Below are 23,814 nucleotides of genomic sequence, written 5' to 3'. Positions count from 1 at the left end.
TCCGACTTCGCGCATTCGCGCTCATCTGGGCTTTGCCCAGACTAAAGGTCTGCGCATCACTGCCGCATCATTCTCCCTGAGCTTCTAACCATCTTTCTGCTTCTAGAGCTGCCATACATCCGGAGCCCGCAGCGGTGATCGCTTGGCGATATGTTTTATCCTGAACATCTCCTGCAGCAAACACGCCATCCACACTTGTGCGAGTCGTACCTGGAACAGTTTTGATATAACCTGTTTCGTCTAGATCCAATTGGCCTTCGAAAATTTCAGTATTTGGTTTATGACCGATCGCATAGAAAAGACCACCAACAGGAAGTTCTTTTGTTTTTCCTGTAGTTAATTCTTTCACGGAAAGGGAAGTGAGTTGGTTTCCATTTCCTTGTGCACCTTCTACGGCAGTGTTCCAGATAATTTCTATCTTAGGATGAGTGGTTGCTCTTTTCTGCATGATCTTAGAAGCTCTTAAAGAATCTCTTCTATGGATCAAATACACTTTAGAAGCGAATTTAGTCAGGTGAGCCGCTTCTTCAACCGCGGAATCTCCCCCACCTACAACCGCTAATTCTTTGTTTCTGTAGATTGGAAGTGCTCCGTCACAAACTGCACAGGCGGAAATTCCTTTTTGCCAATAAGAATCTTCACCTGGGATGAACATTCTTTTAGCTGTAGCGCCTGTCGCGATGATCACAGTTTCAGCTTCTATCAATTCATCGTCGGACCAAATACGGAAAGGTCTCTTGGAGAAGTCCACTTTGGTGATGGTTTGGGTGATAATTTTAGTGCCATATTTTTCGGACTGAGCTCGGAACAAATTCGTGAGTTGGGTTCCGTCGATTCCTTCCGGAAATCCTGGAAAATTTTCCACCTCAGTGGTGGTGGTAAGCTGGCCGCCTGCGGCGATCCCCCCCGCCATAAATCCTTCGTACATAACAGGATTCAAATTCGCTCTGGCTGCGTAAATTGCTGCCGTATGACCCGCAGGACCGGATCCAATGATGACTACTTTATGGGGCATCTCATTTCCTCTAATGATTTAGAATGATTCTAAATTGATTTTATTTTTAGACTGGGGAATTGTAAAGTAGATCTTTTTTTTCCAGAAGAAAGAGTCGGAATTCCAACAGTCCCTTTCCTAGATGAATTGTCTTGTCATCCGGGTAGGAATCCAAATGCTATCCAGTATTCATGGATTTCGCCAAAAAATCGTTTTTCGGCCTAGTTTTTTTGATACTGATCTTCCTCGGAACCGAAGCCGGTTTGGTTCTATTACGCAGTCCTTCTCTCCAATATTATAGAGACCTCAAACTCATCCATAGTTTTCATCCGGATTATTACGTGGCGCTGGAGCCAGGCCAATCCAAATATGTCAGCCATTTCGCTGGAAAATGGGAAGGTCAGTTCAGCATCAATTCACTTGGCCTCCGAGGAAAGGAAGAACCCATCCCAGGAAAACCGAAACTTCTCTGTTTAGGAGATAGTTTGGTAATGGGATTTGGAGTGGGCGACTCAGACACATTCTGCCAACTCTTGGACGGAATCCAATTAAAGGGAGAAGCAAGACAAGCTTTGAACCTAGGAGTCGATGCATACGGATCCAGAGGATCATATTTCAGACTAAAAGATATTTCGTCCAAACTAGATAACGTAAAAGAAGTTCTATTCTTTATTTCTCCCAACGATTTCGATATGCCCGAAGCGCTTGCAAAAAAAGGAATATTACCGGACGACCAAACGGATGCGATCCGGGAAAAAGACCCGAATTACGCTAGAAATTTTAAATTACAATTTATTTTAACAAGAATTTCTTATACACTCCAGTCTCTTAAACTTGCTTACGAGCAGATTCAAGTTACATTCGCAGTCACTAAACTTTCGGTATGTAAAGAATTGGATTCCGTAGGACTTTATAGATGCCGACGTTTGGACGGGGACGAAGTTTCCGCAGAACCTAAAAAACCTTCCGGAAATCTAGTTTCTTATTTCGAATCTTCCTTTTTCAGAACGGTTAAAAGACCGAACTGTGATACGGATATTACGCCGACTTCGGCAGTATTTGGGGCAATGTGCCCTGAGACGGTTCCTTCTCATGTTTCTTGCGTGGATTCGGCTCCTTCTTTTGAAACTCTTCCTGCCTTACCGGAGCTTACACAAGAATATTACCAAAAGATGATAGATCTTGCAAAGGAAAGAGGGTTTAAATTGGTTCCGGTTATTCTTCCTATCCAAATAGAAGAGATCTATTGTTATAATAATGGAAAATACCATCCTCTGGAAAATTACGCAACTCGTGCCTCTACATTTTTTGAAAAACGTGGAGTGAAAGTTTTACGTTTTAAAAAAGAAACCGCTTCCATGTGCGGTTTCGATCAGAATGGCAAAAAATTTGGGATCTTAGATCATTATATTCCGGAAGACGGACATTTTACCAAAAGAGGAAATATTTGGGCGGCGGATTCTCTCAAGACCAAGTTGAAGGAGACTGATCTTGCTCTTTAATTCCCTTCATTATTTATTTTTCGCGCCCATAGTCATCTTAGTTTATTTTCTGGTACCTTCCAGATTTCAGAAACTTTGGCTATTAGTCACAAGCTTATATTTTTATGCGGTTTTTCGCGTTCCATTCATCCTCTTACTGATCTATTCCATTGCGATCACATATTTTTGCACACTCTGGATGGATAAGTCCCAGTCCAGATTCGGAAAATTATTTTTCCTGAATATAGCTATTTGGGGAAACTTATCTCTACTTTATTTCTTTAAATATTTAGATTTCTCTTTTGCTGTTTGGAATACGATCCTGGGACTTGTTCCATGTGAATCATATTATGCATATCCATCCGGCATATTATTGCCGATGGGGATTTCATTCTTCACCCTGCAGGCGATCGCTTACGCGGTGGATGTGTATCATAAAAAAGTTAAACGTGCAGAAAGTCTATTTCAGTTCGGGTTATTTTTAAGTTTCTTTCCACAATTGGTAGCGGGACCGATTATTCGTGCCCAGGATATGCTCCACCAATTTCTGGACACATATACATTCAAAAAAGAAAATTTGCTGCCCGGAATTAGACAACTTGCCTGGGGACTTTTTAAAAAGACATTCGTAGCGGATCCGATTGCAGCTGTTATCGATCCGGTATTTGCGGACCCTCTTCATTATGGTTGGTTCTCTTTAGCGGTGACAGGGTCCTTATACATCATCCAAATGTACTGCGACTTTTCCGGATATTCGGACGTAGCCATCGGAACAGGAAGGATCATGGGATTTCATATCCCTGTCAACTTCCGACAACCGTTCCTTTCTCAAACAGTTTCCGAATTTTGGAGGCGTTGGCATATTTCGTTCAGCTCTTGGTTGAAAGAATACGTATATATCTTCTTAGGCGGGAATAAAAAAGGGGTTTCCAGAACTTACATAAACTTATTCCTCACCACATTCGTAAGCGGGATTTGGCATGGAGCGGATTGGAATTTTGTTGTCTGGGGATTCGTGCATGCGAGTTTAATGGTGATTGAAAGATTCGCATTCTCTTTCGAAAGGATCAAAAACTATTGGGACAAGATCCCAAGTACGATCAAGGTCGCATACCCATTCACCATCTTTGGAATTTCCATGTATTTCTTCCGAGCAAGACCGGTCGAAGGGATCGGCAATAGTGTCCAAGTAGGTTGGGCCATGGTAAGTAGAATGTTCTCCGGAGTTGAAGGTGATTTTTTGCCAGTACCGTTATCCGTTCTTTCTACTGTATTTATACTAATGCTCGGGGATTACCTAATGGAAAAAGAAACTCCTTGGGCCAAAAAACTTTTCGAGAATCGGATCTGGGTCTATGGGATCTCCGGCATTCTGATCTCCATCTGTTTTATCTTATATAGTGTGACTGTAAGCGCGCCTTTCTTGTATTTTCAATTTTAAAACTTGTTCACGCAAAGGCACAAAGATCGCGAAGGGTTTTTAACGAATATCTTTCGCTAATTCTTCTGCAATAAAACGATACAATGCTGGATTCGGATGCCCGTCTTTCGGAAGAAAAATATCCTGATGGCTCTTCTTCCAAAAATCAAAGATCGGTTGTTGGAGATCCAACACTGTGATTTTAGAATCGATTGCGATCTGTCGGACTTCCTTCACTAAGGCGGAATTCACTACAGGCTCATATTTTTCGTTCGGTTCCGGGAGAAATACCAGAATAAGCGGAATCTTCTTTTCTTTTACAAATGTAAACAAGGAAAGAGCTGCTTTTTTATGAGGATGATCCGGTCCTAAAACGGAACCACTAGAAGGAATTACTAGGTTTTCTGCAGACTCAGGCTTGTATTTCTCATAAATAATTTTGAATGCATTGAATACAGCGCTATACTTAGAAAGAAGATAAGAAACTCGGACGAGTATTCTTTTCTTAACAGAATTTTGTAATTCTAGTTCTCTATAAGAATCCGTAAAATCGGAAATATGATAAACCCAGTAGGCGGCAATAGGAGGAGGAGAATTTTCTAAAACTTGGGCTAATCTTTCCTGGATACCAAAACTCCCGAGTGCATCTATTCCCAAATTTCGAACAACCTCAGGTTTTTTATCTTTTATAAATTCATTTTGTAAAGCCCAAGGAAGACTTTCTTGGTCGGAAACCAAATATCCTAGAGCCACAGAATCCCCTAAAATCCAAACTTCCGGCGTATTGGCATTGTAGGAACTCAACCCAGTGCTTTTACCGTCGGATATAAACCTTTCTCCTTTTGAATCCGTAGAAACATGGTATCGGATATTCTTCTCGGGATGATAAAGATCTAAACTTTGGCTCGGGCAAAGTCTCATCCAAGGAATAGAAAGCAGATTTTCCGAAGTTTGTAGGCAATGTAGTTTTTTATCTTCTAATCTGAAACGAACGGAAGGAAAGGCGGGAAGTCTAAGTAGAACTTCTAAAAGAAAAAATAGAAAAACAGAATATAATAAAAATTGAAAACGGATCTTTCTAGAATAGGTAACTTCTCTCATTTACCTGAAGTTTCCTCATAAAGTTTTTTCTCACAAACTACAAATAATCTTTTGGATGCAGGATTGGACTCTGGGATCCGATTTTCGACAAAACGTTTTCTTTCGGAAACATTCTTCTTAGAATCTAAGATACAAGAGCTTAGGAATCTGGCCAAACTCTCTCTGTCCTTATCCCAACTTTCGGAAAATCCTTTCAAAACGGTTTCGGTCTCGTCTCTGGACCCAGCTAATAAATAAATTTCCAAAAGATACAAAAGGATTTCAGGGTTTTTAGGATCTTTTTTGAGAGCTTTTTCTAAATATAAAGCGGCCGATCCGGGTGCTTCTCCGCTTTCCGCTAAAAGAATTCCTAAATTTTTATTTGCAGTAAAATTTTCAGGATTTTCTCGAAGAGCTAAATCGTAATAATATAAAGCCTCTGCAGTGTTACCTTGTGCTTCTTTTTCTCTAGCTTTACTTGCTAACTCACCCGAGGAATCGCAATTCAAAGCAATTTGGGACATAAGCAAAATTATGGCGTATCGGAACTTCTGTCTCATTTCCACAGTTTTTTTTCCCTTAGGGGATAAGAAAAAGGGCAGTTTTTTGTTATGTCGGCCCGTCGAATTTGTACAATTTACGGGCCACCTCGCGCCGCAATCTTAAAAAAGTTTCAATCTCGAGGGAGAATTTGTCCGAAGGATTTAGTACTGTAATAATCGGAAGCGGGACTAAGAAAGTGACATCTTCTCATAAGAATCTACTCCAAAATTTTCAAGAATACCTCTCGGTTGAGAAGGGTCTGAGCGACAATTCCATTTACTCGTACGGATACGATCTGAACAAGTTTAAGAACTTCCTCGAAAAAGAACATATCGACTTCTTGGAAGTCCAGGCGAACGACATAGTTCGTTTCTTGAATGAAGAAAGGAATCGTAAAATTTCTGCAAAGACGATCGCTCGCGAAGTGGTTGCCATTCGCCAATTTTATAAATTTCTAAAAGATGAAAAGAAGCTGGATTCCAATCCGACGGAGAAGATTGAAACTCCTGAAGTGATGAGATCCATTCCTGATTATTTGACTCAGGAAGAGATAGAAGAATTATTCACTGTGATCAAAGAGGATAATCTCTACGAACTCAGAGACAAATGTATTTTTGAACTTTTGTATTCCTCCGGACTTAGAATTTCGGAAGCATGTAACCTAAGATTGACTGACATGGATATGTCAGGAATGACCCTAACTGTAGAAGGTAAGGGCGGCCGCCAAAGACTAGTTCCGTTCGGCGAAAAGTCATTGGATATTCTAAATCGTTACTTAAAACAAAGCAGACCTTATATTCTGAAAAACAGAAATTGTGATTATCTTTTCGTTTCCAAAAAAGGATCTTTCATCAACAGAAAATCGGTTTGGAGACTTCTGAACCATTATATCAAAAGAACCAGTATCAAGAAAAAAGTGACTCCTCACACTCTGAGACACTCTTTCGCGACACATCTTTTGGAAAACCATGCAGATTTGAAATCGGTTCAGGAACTTTTGGGACATATCGATATTTCAACCACTCAGATCTATACTCATATGGCAAATAAGACTCTAAAGGAAGTTCATAAGAAATTCCATCCTAGAGGATAATTTCGCCGGACCGAATTTTGGCCGAGATCAAAAAAAACGACTATTCGAATCAATTTCGGATACAAGTTCCTTCCCATCCGCGTTACGTGACTGTAGCGCGGAACTTCGTTTATAACCTAGCAAGAGAATCTGGATTTTCACTTTACGATGCTGCCGATCTAAAATTGGCAGTGGGGGAATGTCTTTTGAACGTGATCAAACACGCGTATCTAGGAAAAACGAATTATCCCATTTTTCTGGAAGTTACCACTCTTGAAAATCGTATGGAAGTGCGCATCCGGGATTTCGGAGTTCAAAAAAACATTTCCGAAATCAGAGGGTATGATCCTGGAGATTATAGAGAAGAAGGGATCGGGCTCTACCTAGTTCGAAAATTGACGGACCATTTTTATATAGACCAGTCCGGAAAAGGGAATCGGTTGATTCTCACAAAAATGAAATAATTAAAAAGAACGGCTTGCAGAATAGTAGAATTGTCCGTCTATTCTGTATAATTCGAGCATATGCTTTCAGTGATCCAAATGAAATTTATCTCTATCCTAGTATTTTCAGTCTTTATTCTTTCGTGTAGAAAGGGGCCTTCCTTGTCCAAAGAGGAAGTAAAAGGACTCAGTCAAAACTATATTAAAGAGTTGTGTAAAAAGAATTTAGAATGTTCCGCCCAATATCTGGAATCTCTTCCTACCGGAGAGCAGAACGCCGCAAAGTCCGGATTCTCTTCCTTGGACCAATGTATGGCGGAACAAAGTAACCAGTCCATTCTTACCGACGATTATGAAAAAATCACCGATCAGCAGATCGAAAAAATCAAAAGATGTATGGACGATCTTCTCAAGACTCCTTGTTCCGAAATGGAGCAGGCAGGCGGAATCCCATCTTGTAGGGATTTGTTCCCGGATGGGGGTTAAAAAAATATCGGTTGAAGGCCGCCTGTATAGGCATATCCTAAATCTTTAATCTCCAGAAGATTCGGAGTCCGAAGATTCTTCCTGTAAAAGTCCTAGTCGTTTCGGTTTTACCTTAGAATGGGCGATCTGTCCATCTCCTCCTAAGTATAAGAAAGAAGGTCCAGGGATCTCTTTTAATTTTACGCTGAATTTTTTATTTCTGCCCAGGTTTACTTCTACCCCCGGGAAAATTTCTCTCTCTACTTCCACGAAAGAATTTTTATCCGGATCGAAGGATAAGATTGCGGACTGTTCCTGAGCAAATAGGTTTTCCAGAATTGAACTGTATTTTTGACGGATCGCCTGTAGTTTCGGTAAACTATCTTTTTCTTCCGGACTAAGACTTCTTCTTTGGGAATCGTCGCTTAATTTTTGGATACTAGTATCTACTTTTTTTAATATATCTTGGTTTTTACGGATCTCGTTCTTTAAACCTTCTAATTCGGAAAGAAGTTCGGGAGGCATACCGCAGCTCAGTATCGTTCTGGTTTCTACGATGGCGCCTAACTTAGTGCAAGTAATCATTTTTCCTGCTACAGATTGACCGCCTATAATTTCTCCTCTTCCTCCTCTAACAACGACGGATTCTCCAGCGATCAGCTCCGAATGCATCGCTGCTTCCTCGATGAAGATCGAATTTTTAGCGATCATCTTTCCTTGTTCTACGAATTTTGCGTAGATATCGGAGCCTGATTCTATCATTCCGCCGTTTCTTCCCATAAATCCTCCGGAAAGAACGATATCTCCTTTTGCTTTTAGGAAAACTTTACCTACGGATTTTTTTACTATAATGGATCCGTCTGTTTCCAGAGTAAAACCGTCCGCGATGGATTCTTCTACGATAATTGTGCCCGGAAAATTGATGTTCCCTGTGGAGAAGTCTACATTCTCCAATAAACAAACCTCGTCCACACGAATGGTACCGAAACGATCGATTAGAGGTCGGCCGTCTATCAGAGACTGTACTAAATTTCCATCTTCGGAAATTTTAACGTTAGGACCTAGTTTCCATTCGGCAATTTTTCCTTCTTCAAATGCTAGGACTTCTCCTTTTACGTTTTTGCCAGGTTTGCCTGGTGATGGAGAAACTTTTTCGGCAAGTTTCTGGTTCTTCTTCACACTTTGGATGATCTGTATATTCTTAAAGTCCACTCTTCCGAATTCATCTTCTTCTAAGGTAGGCATACCGGGATGTTGGAATAAAATACGTATATCTCCGTCTTTTCCTGGGACAGGGGATTCTCCTTGAGAAACTAATATTCTTTTTCCGTAATCTTCGGCCTGGGAAAGTTTGAGTATTGATTCTTCTATAATCCCGAAAACGATTCCGTTGGACTGCAGCTGGGAAAGTATCTCATCCCTAGTTAATAATTTTCCGCCGAATTTTGGAGGATGCAGTATCCCATGGACTGCCATTTTATCTTCTGAAATTTTTAGGTCCAGACTAGAGGCCTCCGGTTTACCTGGCCATTTTCCGATCAGATGAGGTTCTGAGTCTTTGGACTTTAAGATACGTTTTACTTCTTCTTCCGAGACTCCTGAAATTTTAAATACATCCAATCGTTTTAGAATTTCGCGATATTCTACTTCCTTTCCCTTTTTTCCGGCGGGAAAGAGGGTAAGATAGGCGAGACCGTCCAGATTTTCTACTTTGAAAAACCCGTTTTCGTTCTCTTCTAAATCTTTTATTAGGGATTCTGTATAATTGCGGATTGAGTCGCTCATCCTGGGGGGCCGTTGTTGGAGAGTAAGTCCCATCCTATTTTTTACAATCGAAAACCTGTAAAAAGACTTAATGCCTGAGGATGAAAAAAACTCCTAAATTGGCTTATTTTCAGACCAGCTCAGGTTTGTCGAAGTTACTACAAACTTCAAATTTCCCTTCCTTTTTTCAAAAATTATGTCCTTGAAAAACCGGGCGAAACGACCGATGATCCTAGGGTAATACTATGGCATTCAACCCATTCTCCATTTTAACCAATATCAGGGTATCTATAGACCAGGTTCTGGGAAATCTTCCTCCAAAAGTGGTAAAGACGATCGGTAATGCAGCGCTTGCTTTGGCAGTCCTCGTTGGAGTCGTCTTAGCTTGGTTTAGTTTCCAAAAAGGTTTGGCGATGGCGGGAGAAGAGGACCAGGCCAAAGAACTGGATCGTAAGGCATTATTTTTAGAAGATATAGAAAGAGAATATAATCGGAAAAGAAAGGACGTAAGATGGAGCGATCCTTCTTATTCAGAGACTGGGAGTTCTTCTCTAGACATTGAAAGATATTCTTTGGATAAACCGAAGACGGAACCTTCTTCCCCGAAACCTGAATTAGAAGAGTCGGACACGATCCGTAATTCTAAAATGAAAGATGGAGATTCGAGAGTTTTCTTCCCAACAGAAAACGAAAGACCTGCTCGAGAGGATGTTGCTCCGAATGATAAAGGATCTGATTCTCCTCGTTTGGAACCGAGTACAAAACAGCCTAATAGAGAGCTTCCTGCAGAAAAGGAAGAATCCAGACTCAGTCGCCCTCCAAGAAAAGAACAAAGGCCTAGGGGAGAATGAGATGAAATATATTCTAATTTCTTTAAGTATTCTACTTTTCGCGGGAAATCTGGCAGCGGATTTTCCTCTGCCCATCCCAGAACCGGCTGAGGGAAGTTTTTCCTCTAGCAGAACTTCTCCGGACGAACCACTTCCTCCGATTGATGCGAGTTCCGTAGTCTCGGAAGAAAAATCGGAACAAACGACTGGACCAGAAATAGTTTCTGAAAATATGACTGTTGCAGGTGAAGAGCCAAAGGTCGCAGAAACAAAACAAATTTTTACTGAACCTGCAAAAGAAAGGAAAACAAAACTTCCGAATCTTACAGAGAAAAAAGATAAAAAGAACGGCAAGAAGAAGGAAGTCAGCGATCCGAGTCGTGCTGCTTATGAAAGAGGACTTTTACGTCTTAGAAACGGACAAAAAGACGCAGCCAAAGAAGAATTCGGAAAGGCTGCTTCTACAGAAGGAACTGCAAGCTCTCAGGCAAAATTAGAATTATCTAAATTAGAAAATACAAAGGCTCTCGAGTCGAATGCGGAAGCTCCGGCAGAAGACGATTCCAGATGGAAAACTTCTCTAGAGACTGCAAGATCGCTTAGGGCTCAGGGAAAAAATTCGGAAGCAGAGTCTATTCTGCTCAGAACCGCAACAGAAGGTGAAGGAGAATATAAATCCCGGGCGTTATTACAATTAGGTGATATGCTTTTTAGGATGGGAAGATATTCGGATGCTCGTGGTTATCTTATGGATTTTTGGAATCGTTTTGGTAAAACTTTTCCGAATGCGGAAGATGCAAACTCCAGGGAATTCAAAAGACAAAGAGAAGAAAAGGAACTGGGAGCTTATTTACTCTTTAAATCCAGCTATAAGGCGGGGGAAGGGGAATGGGCTAAACGTTTTTTGAAAAAATATTTGGATAAGTCACATTCCGAATCCCAAGGAGTGTTTTCCCCCTTGAGAACGGAAATGGAATCTTTCGCGAAAAGCGATCTTTAAGTTAAGGCTACGTTTACTTCTAATTTTCCGAATTTGGAAAATAGACTGATCCCAAGAGCTTGTTTTTTAGGGATCTTGATCGTTTCATTTTTTGCATCCACGATATTCGGAGCGGTGATTTCAATAGACTGACCTGCGGTTGCGAAAATATTCATCGCGTTACCTGTGGTCATGTTTGCGATCTCACCTAAGATATCTTTATATTCATTTTTGATATCGTCGTCACTCATACCGGGCATCAGCTTTTTGGAAATTTTATAAGCCGCGTCGTAGTTTAAACCGTAGATCACTTCTCCGTTAAACGTTCCTAAAACTCCAATGATGATCGCAAGTTCCAGATTGGTTTCCGGAGTGTCTTTGATCCCGATCTTTCCACGGATCAGGTCGGTCTGTAATATATCCCGGAAGACGATTGTAGCTGCTTCCAGGAAAGGGTTTACTAACTCGGCGCGGATTTGCATTATTCCTCCGAAACGGATCTAACGGATGCTCGTTCGACTTTGATACTTTCCTCTAGGGATTGTGGAATTTCCATGAGTATTGCAGTAAGTATTGGTCCACTGTCCCTGGTTCTCAGGAATGTTGGATCAGGAGTTCCTAATTTGACTCCGGAGAAGGAAACAATCGCGTATTTTTCTCCCTCTCTGTATGGTCCGATGTTTTTCTTTTGGGTCAAACCTGGAAGGCTCAAATCCTGTAAGAATTTTTTGTCGGAACTCAAAGAGAATACATCTTTACCAACGCTGATTTTTTTCAGATCGGAAAGAGACTTGTTTCTAAGTGAAACAGTTTGTCTTCCTAAAAGTGTAGCGATCTTTTGTAAACCGTCAGGCTCGTTTTGTAGAGCGACTAGTTTTGATTTTAATGACTCTAAAGAGTTTTTGCGTGCTTCTAATAAAAACTTACTTCTTAAAACGGTTTTTCTTTCTTCAAACGGAACCGGTTTGCCGTCTTTTCCTTTTAGGGTGTTCGGATCCGAGGATTCTTTATCGTACAACTCTTTTAGTTGTACGTCTGTAGGTTCCAGATTTCTTTCGGAAGCTTTGACTAGGTCTTCTTCAGTATATAAAACTGCGTCCAGGTCCACTCTGGCACCGGAAGTTTCGGAGAGTATATTTAATTCTCCGTCCGTGCGTCGGATCTCAGTCGGAAGAAAGTTTTGGAAAAGAGCCTGGGACACTTTATAATCAATCCTAAAGCGTAGAGGTGCCTGCTGGAGGAACTGACGATAAATTTCTTCCGGTTTTTTCAGGTCTTCTTCGGAATATCCTGCGCCTTGGAGAGAATTTTTAGAAACTTTTTTAGCTTCTTCCCATAGAGCCGTGCGTTCGGATTCTTCAGTAATCGTGAAACCTACCGCATTTCCAATCTTGCGGAAGATATATTGGCCTTTTAAAGATTGGAAGGCACAGTCTGCCCAAAGTGCCTCGGAGCCTTGTCCTTGGTACATCTGGATACAAAATCTTTTAGCTGCATTGAATGAGTCTATTGGGACACTTTGGTCGTCAATACTTCCCATGGTGATGCTTGCCTTTCCGGCGAGCATATCTATACCTACTTGTTCCACATCCGGCTTTAAAAGCATGATGATCAGCATCAGGACAAGAATTCCTAAAAAAACTGCCGATCCGACTTTGAATAAAATATCTCTAATTGAAATTCCGTCTGGATTTGTCATAAAACTACGTTCACAAGGAAGACTGGGCCGCGCCTGGAATCTGTAAAGGAGAAAAACCGCCCGAAAAATGCTTCAGAAACGGACGAATCCGATAGATACATATAATGATGCTCTATATCGCCTTAGCACTTATTTTAGTAGGAATCCTCTGCTTTATTTATGTTTCCTTCCAGCCAAATTCTAAAAAAGAGTTTAGTGCTGGCTCATATCCCAAAGGAAACCTTCCTCCTGTAAGAGAGAAAAAAATTTCTGAAGGATCTTTAGCTTCTCTGAAAAGACAAGGGCGTTCGGAATCCTATTCTCAAATGGATTCTGCATTCGCAGAAGAAAGAAAAATTCGTCCTCTTTCCGAAAGACAAAGAATGGAAGCTGAAAAGGCGGAGCCAGAGACTTTCGAGCAAGAAGAATCAGGAACTGAAATTTGGGAAGAAACAAAAAGGGGAGAAATTTTGGAAATGGTAACCGAACCTGAGCGCACCCAACCTAGAATCCCTAAAGAAGAAGAATGGTCTATGGAAGGAGTATTATTCCTAGACCTTTCCGGAAGATTACCTTACGAGGCATTACAAGAAAAGATCCGTCCAGAAACTTTAAAAGGTTTTAGAAGAATGGGAAAGGGAAGTATTAGAGAAATTCCAGGTGGATTTACTTTCCAGGCTAGAAATTCAGAATTTAGTTATAAACTGAATGAAGTGGAGAAGATCGTTTTTTACGACCAAGGTTTTGCATTACTTCCTTTAAAAAGAGAATACCCGACCCCGATCTTTTTGACCAAGGACGGGGAAAAATTCAAATCTTATCTGGAATATACTTCTAACGCTTAAGAAGAAGAGAAGGTAGTAAATTATCTGCCTTCTACCACGAGCCACTTGGTGGTCTTTACTATAATTCTAACAATTGTATAGAATGCTGCCCCTATGCCGAATGCCCAGATCTGAGGCTCAGTAATCACTGCCCAAGGCTCTTTCCAATCTCCGAATCCAATTTTGAAACTTGCAGCATAGTCGAATATAACGAAGATCACTAAAATTCCGAATAAGCTCGGATATTCTCTTTTTAGAATGTTTCTGAAAGAAAAACCAAGTTTAGGTTTTACATAACCTGAAAATTTAGGAATGAATGCAGGGATCTTATCTGCCCAATTAAGATAATCCTGTCCGAACTTATCTCTTAAGAATTTTTCTTCTGCGAACATTATTCTTTCATAATAGAATCCGAAAAATAAAGAGAAAACTATAAGTAAAGGTACATCTCTGAAGTACAGGACCGGTCCTAAATACATTAGGAAATTTCCTAAGTAAAGAGGGTGGCGAACGAGAGAATAAATTCCCTCTTGGTTGACCACATCCGCTACTTGTTCTTTGGTATTTCTACCGGAAGTGCGGGCTGGAGCGTAACCGATCACAAAACAACGAACCGCTAGACCGAGTAAACTTACCACGAAACAAGCCGCTGCATAGTATAGGTTAGTCTCGTAAGAATCTTCTAAAAATTCGAATTTGCTTAAGGAGTATAGACAAAGAAGAAGAATAAATCCCGGTATATAAGATCTCCAGCGAAATAGAAAATTCCCCTGCTGATCCAATTCTTCGATTAATGCCATACGAATTCCTTATAGGTTATAGTATTAAGGAAGGAAACTTTTATCCCCTCGGAGTGTCAACCATTGATTCAGAGGTGATTAGGGAGAAGGAAACCTGCTAGAAAAGTCGGCAAGATCTTTTTGTAGGATCCTTTCCAGATTCCAGGGATCCAAGACCAATCTGTAACTTAAACCTTCTCTCTGAAAAACATAACTTCCTAATTTGGTCAGTCCAATGGGAGAAACTACGTAACGATCCGTTACGGTAACGATCTCTATTTTAAAATTCCGATCTTTTGGAACTGCAGAATATTCTTCCGACCTCCCCAAAAGAACTTCGTCTGCGCTTAGTTTTTTGATCTCTTCTAAATAGTTTTCTACTTCTTCTGAAGACGCTATAATCTGCCCACCGGAAGTTTTTAAGATCCAATTTTCAGCTTGTTTACTTAATGTGAAATTTATGGAAGAAAGTCCTGAGATTCGTATCTCTGAAACTTTCTCTCTCATAGGGAAGGGCGGAACTAAGGATCTACTCAGGAAAAAATCTAATTTTCCTCCTCCTGTAACCGATTTTAAATTTTCCTTTACCAACCAAATTTGGTTCTTGTCATCCAAAACATAGGTCCCGGAACCTTTTCTGACTGGAGCGCCTACTAAAATTTTTCCTAGAGAATTTCCGGAAACATCTTTAAGTTCTAATATGGGTTCATCTCCACCTAATCCGAATTCTTCTTTAGAGACTGAATTGGATTCGGAGAGCAAAGTAAATTTACGTAAATGTAAACAAGTTTGGATCAATTCTTCAATTCTTGCGGAATCTCCCGGCAGTACTAACTGAGAAGGTAACTGAACAGTCCATCCGTCCAGATTTCGGTTCAGGATACTTTCTTGTCCTTTTCTTCCGCTGATAATCGTCTGGATCTCTTCCGATTTGATCTTGTAGAAACTTTCTGAATTTTGATAAGTCTTTTTGAACCAATCCCAAGGATCCTTTGCGATCAAAAGTAGAATGGCTAGTAATATATTCCCGAAAAATAATAGGATTTGCGGATTTTCTTTGTGGGTGTTGCGGAGAAGGTTCGAATATTTTGAAAAATCCATCATCCGTTCCTTCTTTTTAATCTTCGAAAAGCATAAAGAGCTAATAAACCCGGAACCAGGAATAAATGAAATAAGCTGATTGTAGTCTCTAAGAAGAAGGGCAAAGGTTTCAGCTTTAGGACAGCAGACTGTTTGGAACGAACTTCTAAAAGGTCAGTCTCTCCTCTGAGTATATCGATCGAATTTAATAAAAATGGAATATTGGAGTTTTTTAGAATTTCCGAAAATTCAGGAAATGCCAAAAGATCGGAAACTAGATAAGGAGAACCGAATACTAAAATTCTGCCGGTTTTAGCTGGTCTGTTTTTGGCAGGTACATTTGAGTTTTTAAACCCTACTTTTTGATCAGAGAAATAAGAAGTAAATTTTCCTTCTGCAATAACTCCTAAAAGAAATGGTCCACCGTTCGGTTGGATCGGAGTAGAAAGGATTTGTTTTTCTCCTAAGGAAATCGGCTCCGTCCTGGATTCTGCGTCCGGGCCACTTTTCGCTAATATGGTAAATTGTACGTCTTTCTGTTTTTCGGGTAGAACGTTCAGACTAGAAGACCAAGGAATTAAAAGACTCTCTTGGTTTTTAGTAAAGGGGCTATTTGGATCTAAACTTCCGGATTTTTGGTCTGGAACAATCCAAGGTGGGTAAGGATATTTTCCTAAAACTCCAGGCTCAATTTCGATTACAGAGCCCATTGGAAGAGAATGATCCGGTTCTAAAACAATATCATGATTTATTCGAATTCCATAATGTTCTAAAAATCGGATCATCTCTTCTGAGTCAGGATTTTTCTGAGCAAGTCCTGCTCCAAGATCACCAGAGAGAAGACCAAAACTTCCTCTTTCCGAGTTTGTTTTGAATTCCATTGTTTTGGCGAGAAGGAGTAAACTTCCTCCTTCTGTAATAAACTTGTCTAACTTTCTCTCTGCGTTTTTAGGAAGAAGGCCACCGCCTATCGAGAGCACAATTTCAGTTTCGGGAGGAAGATCTTCTGTTTCCAGATCCAATTCTAAGATCGGACCGTATTCGCCTCTTAGAACTCTTTTAGCAAAAATTTCTATCCTATCTTTCGGGGGAACCTGTTCTTGGAAGGAAAGATTTCCTTCTGATTTTAAAAGAACAATACCCGAGTCCTTATCCTGTCTTTGCATCTTACGAATTGAATTTAAGATCTGGTATTCTAAGTCTTCTGTGAAGAATGCAAAAGATAAAATTTCCGTTTTATGGCCTAAGGTCAGAACGACTCCCATAAACGCTTGTTTGACCGAGGCGGAGTCCCTAGAAGTTTGTTGTAAGATCTGAGGTTCTAATCCTAACTCCATAGCTTTTCTTGCGTCTTCTTCCGAGGAAGAAGGATCATAAAACCTCAGAGAAACATTTTCCTTTCCGATCTTAGAAATCTCTTTCAAGAGTTCTTTACTGAGTTCGGCTCTTGCCTTGTATTCTCCAGGGATTTCCGAAGAATAAAAAGCATCTATATAGAGAGGATCATCCAATTCTTTTAGGACTTTTATTGCGCTGGATGTGATTTGAAATCTTCCGGACCTAGAAAGATCCGACTTACAAGGAATTGTGGAGAAAATTCCGTTCAACAAAATAAAAAGTAAAATCCCGTTTGTGAGTCCAAACCAAGGAGATTTAGAAATTTCTAATAGAGGACGGAATAATTCTCTCATGGATAATTTCTCCTGAGAAAAAAAACGTTTCCTGCAAGATTTCCTGAGATAAAACTAAAAAAGTAAAGTGTATCCGAAAGATCTAAAATTCCTAAACGAAAGGATTCAAAATGGGAAGATAGAGCGAATAAATACGCGAATCCAGAAGGGCTGCTCCCGAAAAATTTCAGAACGGGTTGAGTCCCTAATAGAAAAAAGAAAAGGCAAACAAGGACTGTTAGAATATAAGAACTGATCTGATCTCTGCCAAAAGAAGAAAGAAAGATCCCGAGACTGATATAAGCTCCGCCAAGCAATATACAACCTAAGTATCCTGCAAATACGATCCCTAGATCCAGATCTCCGAATGCCCAGATAAAAAACGGGATGGAGGCACTTAAACAAACAGTGAATCCTAAAAATACCCAAGCAGCTAAAAATTTCGCACCGACAATTTCCCATTTAGAGATTGGCAAAGTGAATAAGATCTCTAAACTTCCGGATCTTTTTTCTTCGGACCAAAGCCTCATTGTGATCGCAGGAACAAATACAACGAATAGAAGTGGGGTCCATACGAAGTATTCTTCCATCCCGGCTACCTTTCTATCCCAGAAAGAACCTTCTCCCAATCCGTAGAAGAATAAGAAGGAAGATAAGAATAAGTAAAGGATTGAGAAAACGTAACCAATCGGAGTATTAAAATAACTGGCCCATTCTTTTTTAAAAACAGCGACAAGTCCGGGAGGTAAGGTGAGAAGTTTCATATCTTAACGGGAAACCAGGTCCTGAAAAACGGATTCCAATGATTTTTGGGAAATTTTAAATTCTAAGATCGGAAAAGGCTCCTTTCGGACGATCTCAAAAATTTCTTCAGGTTTCAAAGAAGAAGATTCCAATCTGAACTTCGAATATTCTCCTTCTTTTTCCGAAGAAAGAATTCGAATATTCTTACCTTCAAAAATTTTTTCCAAGGTTTCTTTTTCCGTTTTTGCGCTTAAAAGAACCGAATCGGATCGTTTGAATTCCGAAACGGGAAGATCTGCAACTAAATTTCCTTTATGCAGAACCAAGGCATGATCGCAGGTTTCTTCCACTTCCGAAAGTATATGAGTGGATAATAAAACTATTTTATCTTTTCCTAAATTACGGACTATTTCTCTAAAATGAGAAATTTGGATGGGATCTAAGCCCGAGCTAGGCTCGTCTAAAACGACCCAATCAGGATCGTGTAATAGTGCGCCAGCCAAAGCCAATCTTTGTCTTGTACCTTTGGATAAAATTCCCGTTAATGAGAAAGTTTGGGATTTTAGATCACAAATATCTAATACTTCTTTTTTTCTTTTTTTAAAGAAGGAAGATTCCATTCCTCTTGCGTTTCCAAGGAAATCCAAATATTCTCCCGCAGTCATTTCCGGATAGATTGCGGAAGATTCAGGAAGATAACCTAATCTCTGTTTTATAGTTTGAGGATCTTTTTTTAAAGATACTCCGTCTAAAAGAACGGAACCTTGATCCGGTTGCACGAATCCGGTAAGTATTCTAAGCACGGTTGTTTTACCTGCACCATTCGGTCCGAGTAAACCGGTAATCCTATTTTTAGGAATGGAAAAATTTAAATTGGAAATCGCAACCTTCCCGAAATAGGATTTAGAAAGATCGGATACCTGGAGAGAGGCCACGAAAGTTATTCTTTCGGGCCTAAAGACCTATGCAACTTCTTTTCCCCGGAGATTACGCTTTGATACGAAGCATAGTATCCACTTTGAACTTGCGAAGAACATCCATTAGAGTGGGTTGAAGATTTACCACCTCTAGTTTTACTCCGAAATGATCCAAAAGGTTTCTAAGAGTGAGTAATTTAGCAACGCCGCTAGAAGTGATTTTTTTGGTTGGGGTCATGTCCAGGGTCAGATTTTGAATATGAGCCCTAGAAGCCTGTTCCGAAATTTCATCGAAAACTTTTTCGTATCCGTCCAGAAGTTGATTTTCGAAACGAACGATTCCGTGTTTATTTTGTATCGTTAATTTGGCCATAAGTAACAAGCTTGTTTACTGAAATAGACTCCTAAAACCAGGCCATCCCAACAAATAAAACATTCCTAGGGTGCCCGCTATTTTCAAAACAAGCCACCTACATTTTTCGGCACATAAAATTCCAATAATTTGCCTTGGGAAAAATTTCCCAGGCCTCATAATCCGACCCAATTCCTAGGATTTCCAAGCCCGAATTTTGTAGTAGCTTCGACCAAGTTTCGAGAGGGTAAGCTCTGTGATAGTGCTCCTCTAACTCTGAAATTCCGGGTCCTGAAAATTCCAAACTGGTCTTGAGCACGGAAGTTTTTGGATCAAATTCATTCTTCCAGAGGAGTTTTGTCTTCCCGTGGGTCTCTTTTAGGACCTTGTTCTGAAAATTTTTTCGAAAATTTTCGGCAGTGCTTACATCGAAAAAGAAGACTCCTTTCTTCTCCAAAACACCTGAAACCTGTAAAAACACCTGAGAGAGTTCTTCTTCTCTTTGGAAATAATTTAGTGTGTCATGAACCGAAAAAACCAGATCAAATGATTTACCAAGTGGGGGGAAGGATAGAAGGTCCCCTAATTTTCGAACCCCTTTAATCTGCTGAGAATCGGCGATTTGAAGCATTTCAGGAGAATTATCGATTCCCCAAAGCTCCGTAGAAGAAGGTAGAAATTTCCAAATTTTACAGGTGCCGCAGCCCAAATCCAAGGCAAGTTTTGGATGGATTTTTTGGGTTCCGATTTGGTAAGATTCCAAAATCATCTTGGCCCAGTCGGAATAAGGGGCCCGTTTCATGACCCCGTCATAAATGCCTGCAAACGCAGTATAAGGCCTTTTTTTGGGGATTGGAGAAATAATTCTTGATTTATTCCCCTGCTCGCGAGTATTCCTATCCATTTGATGCGACATAATTCTTTGAAGGGTTTTCTTCAACGAATCTTCGTGAAACTCTAAGTATGGGCCTAGAACTACTTTTACCCTTTTTAGCCAGTGTAGGCATTACTATCCTCCTTCGCAGGATGGACAAGTCGAATTATAAGCTCAGTCAGATCAAAAGATATACTGGCAAACTCCAGGAAGAATTACAAGAGATTGCTTTAGAAAAAATCCAGTCTGTAAAAGATTCCGGAATCGAATTAGAGATCAGTTTAAAGCAGACCAGAAAACTCGCGGAAGAGGTAAGAGGTCTCAACGAAGAATCCAAACAGTTATTGGAAACAATTCGTTCCAATCGGGATTTTTTGAACGCGGTTACTTTGGATCTAAAAGAAGTGGTCCATCTTTCTTCCGATATTCGCCAAGAATCCCAGTCTATCCAGGATGGATTGCAAAGATTGGAGTTGGGCAAAAAAGAAGTCTACGGGATCGGAAATCGTATCCAAGAACTTCGTTCCGAGGCAGAAGTTCTACTCGAAGCATTCCAGGAAAAATTAAATTTCCGTTCAGATGATATTTTACAGTCTCTCGCTTCTAAAATTGTAGAGTTAGAAGGATTATTAGAAGTGAAAGCGGACCGTATCGAATCTGGTCTGGAAGAATTGGGAGAAGCATTCCGCCAAAGACTAGAAGCCCAAACCAAATCATTATATCATGAAACCGTGGGCAAAGTAGATAACGCTCGCGAAGAAGTTCAATCTCTTCTGGAATCCGTAAAAGTAAAAGAAGAAGACCTGGATGCCAGAACGGATCGTATGCAGACTGCATTCTTATCCGTTTCCGAAAAAATAGATCGTTTAGAAACTAGAGTAGATGAGAAGGCGGAACTTGCGGATCGTAAATTAGAAGAAACCTTCTCCCGTAATGAATCAGTCATTCGTCAAAAATACGACCAAGTATTAGAACAAGTAGTTCATTCTAAAGAAGCATTCTTAAACGGAGTTCGAATAGAGATCGAGGCAATTCGTAAAGAAATAGAAGGAATGAGCCTGGAAACACTGACTAGACGTGACGAGATCTTAAACGAGACCAGACGCCAGGCAGAAGGGATCAACGACTCTATCAATATTTTCCAAGAAAAATATCTGGAAGCAGAGAACAAATTACTCAAGCAGGCGGATTCTCGTAAAGCGGATCTGATGCGTCAGATAGATTCTTTCGAAGATGAATTCAATCGTATCTCCAGCAGCCTAAGAATAGAAGCAGAAGATCTGAGAAAGGAAATCCTTTCCGGACTAAAAGAATTCCATTCCGCTCTAGAATCTTCTCGATCTGAAGAAGAAAGAAAATCCAAACTGAAACTGGACCAGATCAGAGAATCCTTAGAGGAAGAATTAAAAGTTCTCCAATCTTCTCAGGCGGAAAAATTCCGTGCAGACTGGGAGAATATTAAGGAAAACGTTAAGGAATATTCTTCTCAAATTTCTACTCGAATGAAAGAGATAGAAGTTTCTGTAAAAGAACTAAAAGGTTCTTTAGAAGAAGAAGTAGGCGCATTACATGCTTCTCATTCGGATCGTTTCCGTTCTGAATGGGATTCTATCCGAGAGAATGTAAAAATTTTCGACGTCCAGGTTTCTACCCGGATGAAAGAAATGGATTCTTATGTAAAAGATATCCGAGAAGCCTTAGAAGGAACAGCCGGAGATATTTTAGCGGAAACCGAATCCAAGGTGAGTGAGATAGGACTGTCTATCGAGGACGAGTTCCGCAAAATGGACAGAAGATTCGAACACTTCTCTCGTTCTTGGGAAGAAGAAGTCCAATCCCAGAAAAATCATACCATGGATGCGATCCGTGGATTGGAAGAAAGACTGGGACAGATTCATTTTAAAGGCGCTGAATATTTACAAGAATTCTCTAAATCTTATGCGGAACAAAAAGATAAGATCGAAGAATTCGTATCCAAATATAAGACAAACTTCCAGAAAGAGGGAGAAGAGGTCAGAGAAGAACTCGTTTCTCGTTTTAAAGATCTGAAAGCAGAAGCATTTACAAGCGCTGAAAACGTAAAAGTTGAATATTCTGCGGCCGGAGAAAGATTCGAAAATCTTCTGCGCAAGAACGAAAAACTTTTAGAAATGCAGGCGGAAAAGATCCGTACTTCTACCGAATCTCAATTGGAAAAAGCGGGAGAACAGGCAAGAGTCGTTCTGGACAGACTGAAAGAATCGGGACAAGATTTCTTCGAAAGACAGGAAGAAAAAATAGATCGTCTAAACGATACAATCGATTCCAAGATCAACAGACAATTATCCGCACTCTTAGATAAGGGTCAGGTCCAGCTCAGCCAATTGGAAGAAAGGATCGCGAAACATTTAGCGGACGTAAAACTACATCTGGAAGATGCTTTAGATTCAGGGATCAAAGAAAGCGAAAGCCAGATGAAGGAATTTCAAAATCAGGTAAAATACCTGCTGAAAGAAACCGAAGAATCTTCGGAAGAATTCCTAAAAACCGGAAGAGAAGAATTCCAGAAGGCACAAAAAGAATATCGTGTGCTACAAATTGATCTTCGCAAAGATTTAGAAGAGATCCAAGATGCAAAACGGTCCCTATTCTCCGAATTGGAAGAAGAAGCGGAAAAATTACGTTCTTCCGTAGACGAGATTTCGGAAAGGATCCTGGACGCAGAAAAACGTTCTGCACTCTTCTTGGATGTAAAAGAAATTATAGAACGTTCCGAAGAATTCGTCTCAGAGATGAAAGAAGCTCTGGAAGACGCAAACCATACAGAAAAAACGTATGAGGATCTGGACCAAAACTTAGTTCGGATCAAAAAAGTACAAGAAGATCTAGAAACCCGTATTTCTCAGGCAGAAGAGAGAAGTTCGGAGATTCTTTCCATAGAAGAAAAAGCAGAAGTTTTAAAAGAAGAATTCGAAAGAATTATGGAAGAATCTTCTCAGTGGAACGATACTCATCGCAAGTTGGTCGAAGCAGGAGAAAGGGCATTCGAAATGGAATCCCGCTTCTTGGATTTGGAAGATCGTTTGGGTAGAGTCATATCGGTTAGAGAAGAAATCAAATCATTAGACCAAGATAGCCAAGGTCATAAAGAAAACTCCTTCAAGTTAGCTCAAAAGATACGTGAGATGGAAAAAGAGATCTCCGTAATAGAAGCTAGAGAAAGAGAAGTCGCAGAAACTCTCAGGAAAACCGACGACAGACTAGAGACTCTCGCCGGTAGAAAAGAAGAAATACTTTCAGTAGAAGCTAAGTTCGATAAGATAGAAGACCTAATGTCTGAGTTAGGAGAGCGTCATAAACAGATCAGTACTCTCCAGCAAAGATTAGATGATATGAAAGAAGGTGCTCTATCCGTTAAGGACGACCTAGAAGGATTACTTTCCGAAGCGGAAGATACCTTTGAAAAACTTTCTACATTCATGGATGTAGTCCAAACCAATATGTCTAAGACCGGAGTGGGAAAATCCGGTAAGACCCAAGGCCAAGATCCCCTAGTAGCTAGAAAGAAAGCAACAGTGTTGAATTTATTTCATAATTTTCATTGGCAACCAGAGACGATCGCTGAGAAATTAGGGCTCGAAACTTCTTTGGTCCAGACTATCATTCAAAACGAGACGGTGAAAAAGGGATGATTTTTTTCTTGACCCGAATGTTTTCCCCCAATATGTCTCGTTCCCACTTGTATTATACGACATGCAAAAAATCCTATAGGGAGAACCTTCTGTTTTTAATAAAAAACTGAAATTGTAGGGTAGCATTCCGAAAATGATTCCTTTTTTCGAGGCA

General features: G+C 40.2%; 22 protein-coding genes and 1 pseudogene. 10 read left to right on the top strand and 13 right to left on the bottom strand.

The window, feature by feature from the left end; genetic code table 11:
• Nucleotides 1–67: 67 nt before the first annotated feature.
• Nucleotides 68–1,015, bottom strand: coding sequence for a thioredoxin-disulfide reductase (trxB, locus tag CH365_RS15040; protein WP_100769391.1), 948 nt, complete (start codon nucleotides 1,013–1,015; stop codon nucleotides 68–70).
• Between the two features lie 170 nt (nucleotides 1,016–1,185).
• On the opposite strand from trxB, the gene CH365_RS15035 reads away from it, so the two are divergent.
• A complete protein-coding gene (locus tag CH365_RS15035; protein ID WP_100769390.1) occupies nucleotides 1,186–2,496 on the top strand; it encodes an LA_2490 family SGNH/GDSL-type esterase in 1,311 nt (436 codons plus the stop codon).
• A complete protein-coding gene (locus tag CH365_RS15030; protein ID WP_100769389.1) occupies nucleotides 2,486–3,916 on the top strand; it encodes an MBOAT family O-acyltransferase in 1,431 nt (476 codons plus the stop codon). Before CH365_RS15035 ends, CH365_RS15030 begins: the two co-directional genes overlap by 11 nt.
• 39 nt (nucleotides 3,917–3,955) lie before the next feature.
• Here CH365_RS15030 and CH365_RS15025 read toward each other — a convergent pair whose 3' ends face one another.
• Together CH365_RS15025 and CH365_RS15020 are read right to left on the bottom strand one after the other, a co-directional pair.
• Nucleotides 3,956–4,996 (bottom strand): LA_2486 family SGNH/GDSL-type esterase, encoded by a 1,041-nt coding sequence (locus tag CH365_RS15025; protein WP_100769388.1) that lies wholly within the window; start codon nucleotides 4,994–4,996, stop codon nucleotides 3,956–3,958.
• The gene (locus CH365_RS15020) at nucleotides 4,993–5,541 is read right to left on the bottom strand and encodes a tetratricopeptide repeat protein (RefSeq protein WP_100769387.1); all 549 of its coding nucleotides are present in this window, start codon (nucleotides 5,539–5,541) and stop codon (nucleotides 4,993–4,995) included. Before CH365_RS15020 ends, CH365_RS15025 begins: the two co-directional genes overlap by 4 nt.
• Before the next feature lie 173 nt (nucleotides 5,542–5,714).
• Here CH365_RS15020 and xerD point away from each other — a divergent pair, with 173 nt between their 5' ends.
• From xerD to CH365_RS15005, 3 genes are read left to right on the top strand one after another with little or no spacing between them, the layout of a single operon-like run.
• Nucleotides 5,715–6,611 (top strand): site-specific tyrosine recombinase XerD, encoded by an 897-nt coding sequence (gene xerD, locus CH365_RS15015; RefSeq protein WP_100769514.1) that lies wholly within the window; start codon nucleotides 5,715–5,717, stop codon nucleotides 6,609–6,611.
• A gap of 17 nt (nucleotides 6,612–6,628) precedes the next feature.
• Nucleotides 6,629–7,054: an ATP-binding protein gene (locus tag CH365_RS15010; RefSeq protein WP_100769386.1), complete on the top strand. Its 426-nt coding sequence runs from the start codon at nucleotides 6,629–6,631 to the stop codon at nucleotides 7,052–7,054.
• A 60-nt stretch (nucleotides 7,055–7,114) separates the two neighbouring features.
• Nucleotides 7,115–7,519 (top strand): LA_2478/LA_2722/LA_4182 family protein, encoded by a 405-nt coding sequence (locus CH365_RS15005; protein WP_100769385.1) that lies wholly within the window; start codon nucleotides 7,115–7,117, stop codon nucleotides 7,517–7,519.
• Nucleotides 7,520–7,564: 45 nt separating this feature from the next.
• Here the strand turns inward: CH365_RS15005 and CH365_RS15000 are convergent, their stop codons facing one another.
• A complete protein-coding gene (locus CH365_RS15000; protein WP_100769384.1) occupies nucleotides 7,565–9,283 on the bottom strand; it encodes a DUF342 domain-containing protein in 1,719 nt (572 codons plus the stop codon).
• A gap of 224 nt (nucleotides 9,284–9,507) precedes the next feature.
• On the opposite strand from CH365_RS15000, the gene CH365_RS14995 reads away from it, so the two are divergent.
• Both CH365_RS14995 and CH365_RS14990 read left to right on the top strand, forming a co-directional pair.
• Nucleotides 9,508–10,113 carry an LIC_11485 family protein gene (locus CH365_RS14995; RefSeq protein WP_100769383.1) on the top strand — a complete coding sequence of 202 codons (606 nt, stop codon included), beginning with the start codon at nucleotides 9,508–9,510 and terminating at the stop codon, nucleotides 10,111–10,113.
• A gap of 1 nt (nucleotide 10,114) precedes the next feature.
• Entirely contained in the window at nucleotides 10,115–11,092 is a 978-nt protein-coding gene (locus CH365_RS14990) for a tetratricopeptide repeat protein (protein WP_100769382.1), read from the top strand.
• Here CH365_RS14990 and CH365_RS14985 read toward each other — a convergent pair.
• Complete coding sequence (locus CH365_RS14985; RefSeq protein ID WP_100769381.1) at nucleotides 11,089–11,553, bottom strand: chemotaxis protein CheX; 465 nt, start codon at nucleotides 11,551–11,553, stop codon at nucleotides 11,089–11,091. The genes CH365_RS14990 and CH365_RS14985 overlap by 4 nt on opposite strands.
• Nucleotides 11,553–12,770 carry a synaptonemal complex protein 1 gene (locus tag CH365_RS14980; protein ID WP_100769380.1) on the bottom strand — a complete coding sequence of 406 codons (1,218 nt, stop codon included), beginning with the start codon at nucleotides 12,768–12,770 and terminating at the stop codon, nucleotides 11,553–11,555. The genes CH365_RS14985 and CH365_RS14980 overlap by 1 nt, the downstream gene beginning before the upstream one ends.
• A gap of 104 nt (nucleotides 12,771–12,874) precedes the next feature.
• On the opposite strand from CH365_RS14980, the gene CH365_RS14975 reads away from it, so the two are divergent.
• Nucleotides 12,875–13,594, top strand: coding sequence for an LIC_11490 family protein (locus CH365_RS14975; RefSeq protein ID WP_100769379.1), 720 nt, complete (start codon nucleotides 12,875–12,877; stop codon nucleotides 13,592–13,594).
• 20 nt (nucleotides 13,595–13,614) lie between these two features.
• Here the strand turns inward: CH365_RS14975 and lmtA are convergent, their stop codons facing one another.
• From lmtA to CH365_RS14940, 7 genes are all read right to left on the bottom strand, one after another.
• On the bottom strand, nucleotides 13,615–14,373 hold the full coding sequence (gene lmtA, locus CH365_RS14970) for a lipid A Kdo2 1-phosphate O-methyltransferase (RefSeq protein WP_100769378.1): 759 nt from the start codon (nucleotides 14,371–14,373) through the stop codon (nucleotides 13,615–13,617).
• A 78-nt stretch (nucleotides 14,374–14,451) separates the two neighbouring features.
• Entirely contained in the window at nucleotides 14,452–15,456 is a 1,005-nt protein-coding gene (locus CH365_RS14965; RefSeq protein ID WP_244283219.1) for a DUF4340 domain-containing protein, read from the bottom strand.
• The gene (locus tag CH365_RS14960; RefSeq protein WP_100769376.1) at nucleotides 15,453–17,123 is read right to left on the bottom strand and encodes a GldG family protein; all 1,671 of its coding nucleotides are present in this window, start codon (nucleotides 17,121–17,123) and stop codon (nucleotides 15,453–15,455) included. The genes CH365_RS14965 and CH365_RS14960 overlap by 4 nt, the downstream gene beginning before the upstream one ends.
• Nucleotides 17,120–17,866, bottom strand: a complete 747-nt coding sequence (locus CH365_RS14955) for an ABC transporter permease subunit (protein ID WP_100769375.1) — start codon at nucleotides 17,864–17,866, stop codon at nucleotides 17,120–17,122. The genes CH365_RS14960 and CH365_RS14955 overlap by 4 nt, the downstream gene beginning before the upstream one ends.
• A 3-nt stretch (nucleotides 17,867–17,869) precedes the next feature.
• Complete coding sequence (locus CH365_RS14950) at nucleotides 17,870–18,781, bottom strand: ABC transporter ATP-binding protein (protein ID WP_100769374.1); 912 nt, start codon at nucleotides 18,779–18,781, stop codon at nucleotides 17,870–17,872.
• Between the two features lie 52 nt (nucleotides 18,782–18,833).
• Nucleotides 18,834–19,136, bottom strand: a complete 303-nt coding sequence (locus CH365_RS14945) for an STAS domain-containing protein (RefSeq protein WP_100707228.1) — start codon at nucleotides 19,134–19,136, stop codon at nucleotides 18,834–18,836.
• 97 nt (nucleotides 19,137–19,233) lie between these two features.
• Entirely contained in the window at nucleotides 19,234–20,019 is a 786-nt protein-coding gene (locus CH365_RS14940) for a class I SAM-dependent DNA methyltransferase (RefSeq protein WP_100769513.1), read from the bottom strand.
• A gap of 59 nt (nucleotides 20,020–20,078) precedes the next feature.
• Here CH365_RS14940 and CH365_RS20180 point away from each other — a divergent pair.
• Nucleotides 20,079–21,326: pseudogene (locus tag CH365_RS20180) on the top strand (SpiroCoCo family coiled-coil protein); the annotation flags it as partial.
• A 165-nt stretch (nucleotides 21,327–21,491) separates the two neighbouring features.
• Nucleotides 21,492–23,660 carry a SpiroCoCo family coiled-coil protein gene (locus tag CH365_RS20175; protein ID WP_425268562.1) on the top strand — a complete coding sequence of 723 codons (2,169 nt, stop codon included), beginning with the start codon at nucleotides 21,492–21,494 and terminating at the stop codon, nucleotides 23,658–23,660.
• Nucleotides 23,661–23,814: the final 154 nt, after the last annotated feature.

Origin of the sequence: Leptospira neocaledonica (assembly GCF_002812205.1) — a bacterium.
GTDB lineage: Bacteria > Spirochaetota > Leptospiria > Leptospirales > Leptospiraceae > Leptospira_B > Leptospira_B neocaledonica.
The sequence above is the reverse complement of the archived record's forward strand: the minus strand, read 5'-3'. Positions and strand labels throughout refer to the sequence as shown.